Source organism: Streptomyces sp. SL06, assembly GCF_058244745.1.
The window spans coordinates 997226-1008963 of record NZ_JBSYOT010000002.1 but is presented as its reverse complement, the minus strand read 5'-3'; the positions used below and the strand labels follow the sequence as shown (position 1 = coordinate 1008963).

The window sequence follows — 11738 nt, the reverse complement described above, 5'->3', positions numbered from 1 at the left end:
GAAGTAAAAAGGCTAGGATGAGGCCATGACGCGAAGCACCCTCGAGGCGGCGGTGGTGGCGAACCACGAGCTGTTCATGCGGACCAACGACCGGATAGAGACCGTCCTGGCCGAACACGGCCTGACCCAGGCCACCGCTCACGCACTCTGGGCGATCGACCCGGCCACGGCGCCCCCCTCGATGAAGGAACTGGCCGCCCGCCTGTACTGCAACGCCCCCAACCTCAGCTTCGTCATGAACCAGCTCACCGACCGGGGCCTCGTCGAACGCTCCCCCGACCCGTCGGACCGCCGTTCACGCGTCGCGGCACTGACGGAGGAGGGCCGCAGGGTGCGATCCGCGGTCATCGAGACGACGCTGGCCCTGAGCCCTTTCGCCCACTTGTCGGAGGAGGAGCTGGTGCACCTGGTGAGTCTCCTGGGGAGGGCCCTCGAACCGGCGCCGGATCCGGCTGGCGCCTGCTGACGTTGGCAGCGCAGGATCTGCTGACCTTGAACTCAAGGTACCGTGTGGTGCCCCACCTCGCCGCCAGGCGGCGGCAGTTCTGAGGTGCCGACGCATCGTTGTCGGAACGTTCCGCGTGGGCCGAGAGTCTCGTCAGCCTTGCCCCGGATCTTGTCGCCGCCGGTCGCGGAAACGTGGAGATGATCGTCGAGTGCGCGGCCACCGTCGACGATGCCGACCGGCCGGGAGACCCTCGCCTCATTGACGTCGTGCTCGTGGGTCATCACCCCGAAGTAGGATGCGTATCCGTTCGGTTGGTCGAGCTGAAGCGCTGGTCGGTGGTCAAACTCCGGCACCGTCAGTACTTCGCCCCCGAAGGGGGAGCTTCCGCAGCCGAGCTGCTGCTGCAGAACATGGGCCTGCGCAAGACGCCCCTGCTCGATGCCATGATCCGCTCCCGTGGGGAGGACACGGTGTTCATCCTGCGCGGCCGGCAGAAGAGGGTCGCCGACGAGGCTCTATACGGCGCGGAAGTCAGTTCGGGGGACCGAGGAGCAGTACCGACTCTTTCGGGCCGGCCCCAAGCGCTCACTCCGGCCTGGTTCAGGAGCAGTTACGGCAGCGGGGTTGGTGACGAATGTGTCGAGGTCGCCACCAGCTCGCGCCGCACTCACCGTAGAACCCACGGTGTGGGCTGCGTTCGTCGAGTTCGCGGCAGCCTGACTGATGTGGCACCGATCGCAGGGCCTTCCGGCAGGCATGTGCTTGCCGGAAGGCCCCGCGCGTCTCCGTCTTCGCAGAGCACCTTCACCAGACCTCGCGCCCTGCTCGCCGGCGCACGCTGCCATGGCGATCAACGTTCGTCCAGAGATGCTCGGTTCGCGACGGCGGTCGCCTTCTCGGATGACGATCGACATCGTGAGGAGCTGACACAACACGGCCCTTGGCGGTCGGAACTACTGTAGGTTCCTGCCATGAAACAGGGTAAAGGGGTCGAGAACCCCGAGTCGCGCTTCTCTGCGGTGCTGGTGAGCGCGGCGAAGCTTCCGGGCGTGCGTATCAACAGGGAGGCCTACCTTCGAAGTGCGCTGTCTCGTCATTGCTCCGAGGGCGAGATCCGAAGAGCGGTAGAGGAGAACCCCGCAGCCGCGGGCATCCCTGTCGACGTTCTCGACAAGGCGGCCAACGACTCAATCCGCTACGAAACCGCCAAAGTCAGCGCTCTCTCCGCCGCTGCCGGTGTTCCCGGCATCTTCGCCCTTCCCGCCACGGTGCCGGCCGATGTGGCCCAGTACTTCGGCCACATGGTGCGTATCGCGCAGAAGCTCGCGTACCTCTACAGCTGGCCCGATCTGTTCTCCGACGAGGGCGACGACGTTGACGACGCGACCATGGGGGTGCTCACGCTGTTCTTCGGCGTGATGTTCGGAACCCAGTCGGCGAACGCCGCCGTGGGGAAGGTCGCCGGGATGATGTCGAAGCAGGTCGCCAAGAAGTTGCCCCAGAAGGCACTCACCAAGGGTGTCATCTACCCGATAGTGAAAAAGGTCGCGACTTACCTCGGCGTCGAGATGACAAAGCAGTCCTTCGCGAAGAGCGTCTCGAAGGCCATCCCTCTCGTGGGAGCTGCTGTCTCTGGCGGGCTCACGCTTGCGACCTACCTTCCGATGGCCAAGAGGCTCAAGAAGCACCTCTCCAGCCTGCCGCTGGCGAGCCCGTCAGGCCGATTGACGGGCGGGGAAGTCGTGGAAGGCGAAGTAGTCGAAGACCACGAGCCTTTCGCCGCAGCGCACGATGGACAGCGGGGCGCGGGCGTCACTGCCGTCAAGCTGGAGGCACCTCAGTCCTGACACCGCGAGAGCGGCGACCGGCGCAGCGGGCGTTCTCGTCATCGCCACTGGGGCGGTGATCCGTTGGCATGAGGGTTCGCTCGTCACTCCGCCTCGCAGAGTCACCGTGACCCGCGAAGGCCCGTCGGAGTGCCGGACACCCGCGGCGGGGCCAGGGGGGCGATCTCCCGGTCGAAGAAGTCGGGGAATGCCTCACTGTGCTCATACAGCGCATCGAACCCGGCGTTCGTTTCCCGGATCAGTGAGCCGTCGGTATAGCGGTTGGCTCCGTCCGCGTTTCCGTCCTTGTCGTAAACGACCTCATACATGACCAGATCACCGAGAATTACCACTTCCGGAACCGGGCGAGTCCGCTCGATGTTCGAAATATCGCGAGCGTCGAGAACCTTGATGTCGTCGCCCGCGTCCACGCGTACGCGTAAGACGAACAACTCCCACTGCACATACGGCGTCACCGGAAATTCCACGACGCGAAGGCGGCGATGTCTGACGCCCAGTCGCGATGCCCGGCCGAGTTCCTCGGCGTAGTCAGCGCGTCTCTCGTCGGCCAGGGACAGGGCCCGATCCCAGTCGCCGTCGGCGAAGGCCTCCCAGCTCGGGAAGCCGCGCTCCTTGAAGTGCTGGCCGCGCTCGAGCTTGTTGAGGAAGCCGATCCCGCTCGTGTAGATCCGGCCCAAGTCCGCGTGGTAGGTGGGGCGGTCCAGGCGTTCGGAGGTGCCGTGCGGGAAGGAATCAAACACTGGGGATGTCCGGCTTCGCTGCGATGAGCATGTTCCTGGGGATGACCACGAGGCGTTCGTCCGACCCGATCGAGACCCCGTCGGGCAGATTCCCGCCGAGTGACCGGGTGAGGTCCCGGCCGATGACAGCGATGTCGCCGTTGGTGAGTTCCCAGATGTCCGGGCAGTCAGGAGTTCCGGTTGTGTTTCCGAGTTCCTGGGGTGATTTTCCCAGTCGCTGTTTGAAACTCGTGCTCGGATCTGCTTCCCATGGCCTGGCCATTTCCCTCGCCCCCTCGATCAAACGGGATGTCCCACTGTAGCGTGCATCTCGCCTGCCCGGCCATGTGTCGGGCCCGCCCGCAGAGACAATGGCGAGGATTGATTCCTCCTTGTCCCGTGTCGCTCATGGATGGAATGATATTGACCGGAAAGAAAATCATGCCAGACGCCCGACTGGTGGCACTTTCCATCTGTGCTGTCGGATAATCGGGTGAACGGAGGGGTGGCTGTGGACCCAGAAGCGACCTTACGGACTGAGCCCGCCATCGCCGAGCGGGAGACCGGCCGCGAGGACGTGCCGTCCGCCGTGGCGGCGGACGGCCGGGAGACCTTGGACGAACAACGCATCCAGTGGCAGGGGCCGGCGCGGCGGCTGTGCGTGGCCCGGCACGCCATCGCGTCAGCCCAGGCCCGGATATACCGAGCGGGACGTGACCAGAGCGTCGCCGAGCGATGACGGGCGGGACGGACGGCCGCGCCGAGGACCACGGACGTGTCTACCAGTCGCGGGGCGACCAGCACATCACCGAACACCACCACTACGGCGGCGACGGGCCGGAGCACGGCGGACCCGACTCGGTGCGCCGCCCGGCGGTCGGTCGGCCCCCTGTCGCGCTGCGCGACCGCGGCGAGGTGATGCAACGCCTGCGGGCGAGCGTCGAGGCGGAGCACGGCGGCCAGGTCTACGTGCTGTACGGCATGGGCGGCTCGGGCAAGACGGTCGTCGCCTGCGCCCTCTTCCAGGAGATCACCGGAGAACAGGGCCGGGTGGGTCTGTGGGTCAACGCCTCCGACCGAGCGAGCCTGCGTGCCGGCATGCTCGCCGTAGCCGCCGACCGAGGGGCGGGCGACGACGAGCTGCTCGCCGCGCGCAACGGCCTCAGACCCGCCGCCGATCTCGTCTGGACATATCTCGACCGTTCCGCCGAACCCTGGTTACTGGTCCTGGACAACACCGACGAGCCGGAGATCCTGCGGGACGGCGACTGGCTGCGCACCAGCCCGCGCGGCACGGTCCTGGTGACCACACGGCGAGCGGCGGCCCGGTGGTGGCCGGGCGCCGAGTTGCAGTACATCGGTGTACTGCCCCGCGAGGACGCCGCGCTCGTGCTGCGCGATCTCGCCCCGCACAGCGGTACGACGGAGCAGGCGGCGCGGGTCGCGGACCGGCTCGGGCGGCTGCCCCTCGCCCTCACCCTGGCGGGCGGCTTCCTCTCCCACCAGGTCATCGACCCCTGGACGATGGACGCCTACGGCGACCAGCTCGACGGGGACGAACGGGTCCAGTTGATCGACCGGGGAGCCGACGTGCTGTCCGAAGCGGACCCTCGGCACCTCGTCGGCCTGACCTGGCAGTTGACCCTCGACGCGTTCGAGGCGCGTGGGCTGCCCGAAGCCGCGGCCCTGCTCAGGCTGCTGGCCCGGTTCGCCGCCGAGCCGCTGCCGCTGGCCCTGCTCAACCACGCCGACATCGCGGCCGTACTGCCGCGTGCCCGAACCGAGACGGCGCTCAGAGCCCTTCTCGACCAGTCGCTGTCCGAACTGGTCGACGCCGCCGGCGCGCGCTGCGTACAGAGTCACGGAATCCTGCTCGACAGCGTCTCGGCGGCGACCCCCGCGGACCTGGTGCCCGCCCTCGACACGACGGCCGTCCGGCTGCTCGACGCGGCGGTGCCCGGCGCACCCGACGCGGGTCCGTACGATCCGCGACTGCGCCTGCTGGTGCCGCACGCGCTGGCCCTGCTCAGGCACGTCGGCGAGCCGTCCGCCGCCGACGCCCTGGCCGTCGCGACGCGCCTGTCGGTCGCCCTGCACCGGACCGGTGACTACCTCTCCGCCCGGGAGACCGCCCACACCGCGGCGGACCTCGCACGGAGACTCCTCGGCGCGGACCACCGCATGGTCCTTGCCGCCCGCTCCAGGGCGGGACGGGCACTGTTCCGGCTGGGCAGGTACGCCGAAGCGGAGGAGGCGCTCCGCGCGGTCCGGGACGCGCAGGAGCGCCTGTTCGGCGCCGACGACCCCGACACCACGGACAGCGGCTACGGCCTCCAGCTCGTGCTGGCGAACCTCGGCAGACGCGAGGAATCCGTCGCACTGCTCCGCGACACCGTCGCCGGACGCCGCTCGGCACTGGGCCCCACGCATCCGCTGACCCTGCGGGCCCGTGCCAGCCTGCTGGAGATGCTCCCCGCCGCCGAAGTGGTCACCGAGGAGGGCGGCACCCTGCTCACGCTGCCGTCGGAATGCGACCGGTTCCTCGGCCCCGACCACACCGTGACACTGGGCGCCCGGCACAACCACGCGTGGGCGCTGTACCTCCTGGGCCGATACGACGAGGCCGACCGGGAGATCCGGCGGGTCGCCGAGACGTATGCGCGGCGCTTCGGGCCCGAGCACCCGCTCGTGCTCGCCGCCCGGCAGCTCCTCTCCCGGACGCGGGCCGCGCTCGGACACGTGGAGGAGGCGGTCGAGCTGATGGCCGACGTCGTCGCACGACGGGAACGAGGCCTGGGCCCGGAGCACCCCTTCACGGTCGCGGGTCGGCAACTTTTGGACGCGCACCGGTCGGGGCGACGGGAGCACGGGTGCTAGCTCGTCAAGTCCCCGCTCGACGGGCACCGCTCCAAGGCGGCCTACCCGCACGGCTCGTTCGGTTCCGGTGAGCCACACTTCGTGGCCGTGCTGTACGCGCTCGCTGCTTGGCGGAGGCCCGGTCACTCGTGCCCGCACCTCGCTCGATCCGGTGCCGACCGCGCACGAGTCCCTCCTGATCATGTTCTTGCACCGACGAATCACGGGGGTGCGGCGAACGGCCGACAGCGCCAGCACGTTGCGGGCCGTCGACCTCCAGACCGGCAAGCAGCTCTGGACGTCCAACGCCCTCGCGGACGCGGGGCTCCAGGTGCCGCGGCAGTACGTCAAGGTGGCCGACACCCTCTACGGCGCCACGGACCTGGACCAGGACGGCGGCGTCATCGCCATGGACGCGAAGACCGGCGAGGTGCGCTGGACGTTCAACGACGGGAGCGGCGACTACCACGCCTGGCTGGTCGCAACCGACGGCAAGCACCTCTTCGCCCTGCACGGCAGGAAGTTGCACGCGCTGCCCGTGTGAGGCGCGGGCAGGACGGCGGGACGGACCGGCAGACGGGCTGAGGCCTTCCCCTGGTGCGGGTGGGCCCGCACCAGGGCGGGACCCCCTAATGCGTACCATGTGCAAGTGCGCACCAACAACTACAGCATCAGACCCGCAACCCCCGCCGACCTGGACGGCGCCCGAGCCGTCATGCTCGACACCGTCTACCGGGACTTCGGCACGGGGTACGTGCCGCGCTGGCACGGTGATGTCGTCGATCTGGACGGTGCGTATCTGGCTCCCGCGCGGCACACTCTGCTCGTCGCGGTAGACGGGGGCGGCGAGGTCGTCGCCACCGGTGCTCTCGACTCCCGGGGGCCCGCGCATCCCCCGAACCCCCGGCATGTCGCCGAGCGGTATCCCTCCGGTGTCACCGCGCAGTTGCGGCGCGTCTACGTGCGGCCCGCGCACCGGAGGCGGGGGATCGCCCGGCGGCTCGTCGGCGAGCTGCTGGCGTTCGCCGTCGCCGACGGGGGATATCGGGCCGTGTATCTGCACACCGACCCCGCCGTCACCGGTGCCGAGCCGTTCTGGCGGTCGCTCGCCAAGGTCGTGCACGATGAGCGGGAGGATGTGGGCGGGGGGCAGGGAATCGTGCACTTCGGTGTTCCCCTGGACGGACTGACCGGGGCCGGGGCGAGGTTCGCGTGAAAATCGTTTTCATGTAGGCTCCGCGTCGCTGATGTCCGCCTCCTCCTGCCTCCGGCTGCCCTCCCCTGTCGCGTTCCCCCGCCCCCTCTGATCGATCCGAGGACCATGCGCTCCCACCGCCGCCCCCGGCTGCTCGCCCCGCTTCTGCTCCTCCCGCTGACAGCCGGCTGCTTCGCCTCCGGAGGCGGCGGCTCCGGCGACGGTGACGGCAAGGACGGGGGCGGCTCCCGGCTCCGCGTCGCCCTCGCCTTCCCGCCCGCCGAGAGCCTCTCCCCGTACGGCGCCGACGCCACCCTCCTCAGCCGTCTCGGCGTCACCGAGGGCCTCACCGCGCTCGACGCCAACGGCTCCGCCGCCCCCGCGCTCGCCGAGTCCTGGCGGCAAGACGGCGACAAGGCCTGGGAGTTCACCCTCCGCGACGCCACCTTCCAGGACGGCGCCGATGTCACGCCCGCCGCCGTCGCCGACTCCCTCGGCCACGCCACCGGCGCCAAGCCCGCCCCCGCCGCCCTCGCCGGTGTCACCCTCACCGCCAGGCCGAGCGGCGACCGGGTCGTCCGTATCACCACCGCCGAGCCCGACCCCGTACTGCCGCTGCGGCTCTCCAGCCCCAGCCTCGCCATCCTGTCCAAGGCGGCCTACGGCAAGAGCGGCCGCGTCGACCCCACCGGTCACGCCACCGGGCCCTTCGCGCTGACCAAGGTCAACGGCGCCACCTCCGCCTCCCTCGACCGGTACGACGACTACTGGGGCGGCCGCGCCCAGGCCTCCGGCATCGACGCCCGCTTCATCGCCGACGGCACCGCCCGCGCCAACGCCCTGCGGACCGGCGAACTGGACGTGGCCGAGGCCGTTCCCGTCGCCCAGGCCGCGACCCTCGACAAGGACACGCGGCGCGACACCGCCACCACCCGCACCACCAGCCTCCTCCTCAACGCCTCGGCCGGAACCTTCGAGGACGCCGGGCTGCGGGCCGCCGCCCGCGCCGCCGTCGACACCTCCGTGTTCGCCAAGGACGTGTACGAGGGGTACGCCGATCCCGGAGCGGGGGTCTACGGGCCCGCCGTCACCTGGGCCGAGGGGAAGCGGACCGCGCCCGTCGGACGTGCGGCGGCCACGAAGCCCGGCGGCGACACCATCAGCCTCGCCACCTACGACAACCGGCCCGAGCTGCCCGAGGTCGCCCAGGTCGTCAAACAGCAGTTGGAGAAGGCCGGTTTCAAGGTCAAGCTCACCGTGCGCGAGTACTCGCGGCTCGAAGAGGACGCCCTCGACGGGAAGTTCGACGCCTTCGTGCTGGCCAGGAACACCCTGCTCGACACCGGCGACCCCGTCGCCGTCCTGGCAAGTGACTACAGCTGCGACGGCGGTTACAACATCGCCCAGCTCTGCGACAAGGGCGTCGACCGCGCCGTCGCCGAGGCCGAGAAGAGCGCCGACACCGCGAAGCGGCAGGACGCCGCCATGGCCGCCGAGGCCCGCGTCCTCGGCACCGACGCCGTCGTACCGCTCGTGCACCAGCGGATCATCACCGGCGTCGCCGACTCCGTGCAGGGCGTCGTCCTCGACCCGTACGAGCGCACCCTCGTCGGCACCGGCACCCGGCGCTGAACCATGTGGCAGCGGGTGGCCACCATGGTGTGGCGGGTCGTTCTCGCGGGCGGGCTCGTCTGCGGGATCGGGCTGCTGCCGTGGCTCACGCACACCGACCCGGCCCACACCGTCCTCAAGGCGCGCTCCGCCGAGCGGGAGCCGACGCCCGAGGTGCTCGCCGACATCCGCGAACAGCTCGGGATCGACGGAGGACCCTCGCACGTCCTCGGCCGATGGCTCGGGCGCCTGGTACGCGCGGACGCGGGCGAGTCCTGGATCTCCGGCGCCAACGTCCTGCCCGACCTGCTCCGCGCGCTCGGTGTCTCCCTGCTGCTCATGGCGGTCGCGCTCCTCGTCGCCGCCGTCACCGCCGCGCTCGTCTGCGCCCGTACGCTCCGGCTCGGCGCCCGGCGGCGGCTCGGCGGACGGCGCCCGAGCGGCAGCGCCTCCGCCGTGGTCGCCGCCCTGCCCGAGTTCCTCGTCGCCTCCGTGCTCGCCACCGTCGTCGGGGTGCAGCTGGGGTGGCTGCCCGCGCTCGGCTGGTACGGGCCCCAGTGGACCGTGCTGCCCGCGCTCGCCCTCGGGCTGCCCGCCGGGGCCGTGCTCGGGCGGCTGCTCGACGATCTGCTGCCCGGCGCGTTCGGTGAGCCGTGGGCCCTCGCCGCCGCGGCGCGCGGGCTGACCGGGCGGCGCGTCGCACAGCAGGCCGTACGGCGCTGCGTGCCCGCCCTGCTGCCCAACCTCGGGCTGTTCGTCGTGGGACTGACCGGCGGGGCCGTCGCCGTCGAGCAGGTCTTCGACATCCCCGGTCTCGGCCGCCTCACCCTCCAGGCCGCCCTCGCCCAGGATTTGCCCGTCCTCCAGGCCGGCACCCTCGCCCTCGTCCTCCTCGCCGCGCTCGCCACCGGTGCCGCACGACTCGCGGCCCGCCTGCTGACCGGGCCCGCGCTGCGGGACGGCGCCCTGTCCTCCCTGCACCGGCCCGCGCCGCCCGCCCGTACGCTGCCGCCCCTCCTCTACGGCGCCGTCCTGCTCGCCGTTGTCGGGCTCGGGCTGGCCCGTGACCCGCTCGCCCTCGACACCGGGCAGCGGTTGCGGGCACCCTCCCCCGAGCACCCCTTCGGCACCGACGCCCTCGGCCGTGACCTGCTCGCCCGCGTCGGCCACGGGGCGCTGGACACGCTGCTCCTCGCCGCCGCCATCAGCGTCGCCGCGCTGCTCACGGGCGTACTCCTCGGTCTCGTACCCCGGGTGTCCGCGCCGCTCGTCGACACCGTCAACGCCGTACCGCCCGTACTCGTCGCCCTCCTCGTCACCGCCGTCGCGGGGAGCGGTGCGGCCACCCCCGCCCTCGCCGTGGGCGCCGTCGCCTGGGCGCCGCTCGCCGCGCACACCTCCTCGCTGCTGCGCCAGGAACGCGCCACCCTCCACATCACCGCCACCCGGGGCCTGGGCGCCGGACGCCGGTACCTGCTGCGCCGTGAACTGCTGCCCGCGGTCCTGCCGCCCGTCCTCCGGCACGCCCTGCTGCGGCTGCCCGGCGTCGCCCTCGCGCTCGCCGCGCTCGGCTTCCTCGGACTGGGCGCCCAGCCGCCGTCCCCCGAGTGGGGCCTGCTCCTCGCCGAGAACCAGCCCTACGCCGAACGCGCCCCCTGGGCCGTACTCGCACCCGCCGCCGTACTCGCCCTGCTCGGCGCGCTGGCGGTCACCGCCGCGGGCGGACTGCGCCGGCCCCGGCGGCGGACACCGCGCGTCTCTGCGGCGGCCGACCGGCGGCCCGCCGCGGCGAAGGAACCGGCCGCGGCCCGATGACCTCCACCTCGACCCGCCGGCTCACCAGGGCTCCCGGCCGCGGCGCCCCGCTCTCCCCGCTGCTCCGGCTGCTCATCCTCACCCAACTCGCCTTCAACATCGGCTTCTTCGCCGTCCTGCCCTTCCTCTCCCAGCATCTGGGGCAGTCCATCGGCATGGCGGGGTGGCTGGTCGGGTTCGTGCTCGGGCTGCGGACCTTCAGCCAGCAGGGGCTGTTCGTGGTCGGCGGTGCGCTGACCGACCGGTACGGCGTCCGGCCCGTCGTGCTCGCCGGGTGCGTGCTGCGGATCGCCGGGTTCGGGTGGCTCGGGTTCGCCGAGCGGACCTGGGCGGTCGTCGGTGCCGTCCTGCTCATCGGCTTCGCCGCCGCGCTGTTCTCCCCGGCGGTGGAGTCCGAGGTCGCCCGGCAGGCGGTCGCCCGGGAGGCGGACGGTGGCGGGGACCGGACGCGGGTGCTCGCGCTCTTCACCGTCGCCGGGCAGGCCGGGGCGTTCGTCGGGCCGCTGCTCGGCGCCCTTCTGCTGGCCGTCGACTTCCGTACGGCGTGTCTCGCGGGGGCCGGTGTCTTCGTCCTCGTCCTCGCCGGGCACGGGTGGCTGCTGCCGCAGCACATCCCCGGGCGGACCCGCGTCCGGGTCGGCGGCGGGGCGCGGCTGGCCCTGCGCAACCGCCGCTTCCTCGCGCTGTGTTGCGCGTACGGCGCCTATCTGCTCGCCTACAACCAGCTCTACCTGGCCCTGCCCGCCGAGGTCGAGCGGGCCGCCGGTTCGCAGGCGCCGCTGGCCTGGCTGTTCGCGCTGTCCTCGCTGCTGGTGGTGGCCGCGCAGTTGCCGGTGACCCGGTGGGCGGGGGAGCGGCTGGCGCCGCGCCGGTCGATGGTGGCGGGGCTCGCTCTGATCGCGGCCGGGTTCGCCGTCGTCGCGCTCGCGCGGCCCGCCGGGTGGACCGGGGCGGGTGGGCTGGTGCCCGCCGCCGGGTTCGTCGTACTGCTCACCCTCGGGCAGATGCTCGTCGCGCCCGTCGCCCGCGCCTGGGTGCCGGACCTCGCCGAGGACGGGCGGCTCGGGCTGTACACCGGGGCGCTGTCCTCGGTGTCCGGGCTCGTCGTGCTGGCCGGCAGCTCCGCGACCGGCCTGCTGCTGGACAGCGGACTGCCGGCCGCCGTGCCGTGGCTGGTCCTGGCGGCCGTACCACTGGCGGCGGCGGGTCTGCTGCCCCGGCGGCACTGAGTCCTGCGGGGCGGTAGC

General features: G+C 71.7%; 11 protein-coding genes and 1 pseudogene. 10 read left to right on the top strand and 2 right to left on the bottom strand.

What is annotated here, in order from left to right; translation table 11 throughout:
• Positions 1-25: 25 nt before the first annotated feature.
• The 3 genes from AC4IHM_RS04510 (at position 26) to AC4IHM_RS04500 (ending at position 2295) form a co-directional block, all read left to right on the top strand.
• Complete coding sequence (locus AC4IHM_RS04510; RefSeq protein WP_490865785.1) at positions 26-466, top strand: MarR family winged helix-turn-helix transcriptional regulator; 441 nt, start codon at positions 26-28, stop codon at positions 464-466.
• A gap of 98 nt (positions 467-564) precedes the next feature.
• Positions 565-1410 carry a hypothetical protein gene (locus AC4IHM_RS04505; RefSeq protein ID WP_490865784.1) on the top strand — a complete coding sequence of 282 codons (846 nt, stop codon included), beginning with the start codon at positions 565-567 and terminating at the stop codon, positions 1408-1410.
• A gap of 9 nt (positions 1411-1419) precedes the next feature.
• On the top strand, positions 1420-2295 hold the full coding sequence (locus tag AC4IHM_RS04500) for a hypothetical protein (protein WP_490865783.1): 876 nt from the start codon (positions 1420-1422) through the stop codon (positions 2293-2295).
• A gap of 101 nt (positions 2296-2396) precedes the next feature.
• On the opposite strand, the gene AC4IHM_RS04495 is transcribed toward AC4IHM_RS04500, so the two are convergent.
• Positions 2397-3035 (bottom strand): DUF6879 family protein, encoded by a 639-nt coding sequence (locus AC4IHM_RS04495; protein ID WP_490865782.1) that lies wholly within the window; start codon positions 3033-3035, stop codon positions 2397-2399.
• On the bottom strand, positions 3028-3297 hold the full coding sequence (locus AC4IHM_RS04490; RefSeq protein ID WP_490870761.1) for a hypothetical protein: 270 nt from the start codon (positions 3295-3297) through the stop codon (positions 3028-3030). The genes AC4IHM_RS04495 and AC4IHM_RS04490 overlap by 8 nt, the downstream gene beginning before the upstream one ends.
• Before the next feature lie 228 nt (positions 3298-3525).
• Here AC4IHM_RS04490 and AC4IHM_RS04485 point away from each other — a divergent pair, with 228 nt between their 5' ends.
• From AC4IHM_RS04485 to AC4IHM_RS04455, 7 genes and pseudogenes are all read left to right on the top strand, one after another.
• Positions 3526-3753: a hypothetical protein gene (locus AC4IHM_RS04485; RefSeq protein ID WP_490865781.1), complete on the top strand. Its 228-nt coding sequence runs from the start codon at positions 3526-3528 to the stop codon at positions 3751-3753.
• Positions 3750-5891, top strand: coding sequence for a tetratricopeptide repeat protein (locus tag AC4IHM_RS04480; protein ID WP_490865780.1), 2142 nt, complete (start codon positions 3750-3752; stop codon positions 5889-5891). Before AC4IHM_RS04485 ends, AC4IHM_RS04480 begins: the two co-directional genes overlap by 4 nt.
• 220 nt (positions 5892-6111) lie before the next feature.
• Positions 6112-6414 (top strand): annotated as a pseudogene (locus AC4IHM_RS04475) (outer membrane protein assembly factor BamB family protein); the annotation flags it as partial.
• Positions 6415-6519: 105 nt separating this feature from the next.
• Positions 6520-7086, top strand: coding sequence for a GNAT family N-acetyltransferase (locus tag AC4IHM_RS04470; RefSeq protein ID WP_490865779.1), 567 nt, complete (start codon positions 6520-6522; stop codon positions 7084-7086).
• Between the two features lie 105 nt (positions 7087-7191).
• On the top strand, positions 7192-8697 hold the full coding sequence (locus AC4IHM_RS04465) for an ABC transporter substrate-binding protein (protein ID WP_490865778.1): 1506 nt from the start codon (positions 7192-7194) through the stop codon (positions 8695-8697).
• Positions 8698-8700: 3 nt separating this feature from the next.
• Positions 8701-10491: an ABC transporter permease subunit gene (locus AC4IHM_RS04460; RefSeq protein ID WP_490865777.1), complete on the top strand. Its 1791-nt coding sequence runs from the start codon at positions 8701-8703 to the stop codon at positions 10489-10491.
• Positions 10488-11720: an MDR family MFS transporter gene (locus AC4IHM_RS04455; RefSeq protein ID WP_490865776.1), complete on the top strand. Its 1233-nt coding sequence runs from the start codon at positions 10488-10490 to the stop codon at positions 11718-11720. The genes AC4IHM_RS04460 and AC4IHM_RS04455 overlap by 4 nt, the downstream gene beginning before the upstream one ends.
• Positions 11721-11738 lie beyond the last annotated feature (18 nt).

Bases quoted from the DNA above. Each gene is read 5' to 3' on its own strand.
- AC4IHM_RS04510 (WP_490865785.1), top strand. From the start codon at position 26: ATGACGCGAAGCACCCTCGAGGCGGCGGTGGTGGCGAACCACGAGCTG.
- AC4IHM_RS04500 (WP_490865783.1), top strand. From the start codon at position 1,420: ATGAAACAGGGTAAAGGGGTCGAGAACCCCGAGTCGCGCTTCTCTGCG.
- AC4IHM_RS04490 (WP_490870761.1), bottom strand. From the start codon at position 3,297: ATGGCCAGGCCATGGGAAGCAGATCCGAGCACGAGTTTCAAACAGCGA.
- AC4IHM_RS04480 (WP_490865780.1), top strand. From the start codon at position 3,750: ATGACGGGCGGGACGGACGGCCGCGCCGAGGACCACGGACGTGTCTAC.
- AC4IHM_RS04465 (WP_490865778.1), top strand. From the start codon at position 7,192: ATGCGCTCCCACCGCCGCCCCCGGCTGCTCGCCCCGCTTCTGCTCCTC.
- AC4IHM_RS04460 (WP_490865777.1), top strand. From the start codon at position 8,701: ATGTGGCAGCGGGTGGCCACCATGGTGTGGCGGGTCGTTCTCGCGGGC.
- AC4IHM_RS04455 (WP_490865776.1), top strand. From the start codon at position 10,488: ATGACCTCCACCTCGACCCGCCGGCTCACCAGGGCTCCCGGCCGCGGC.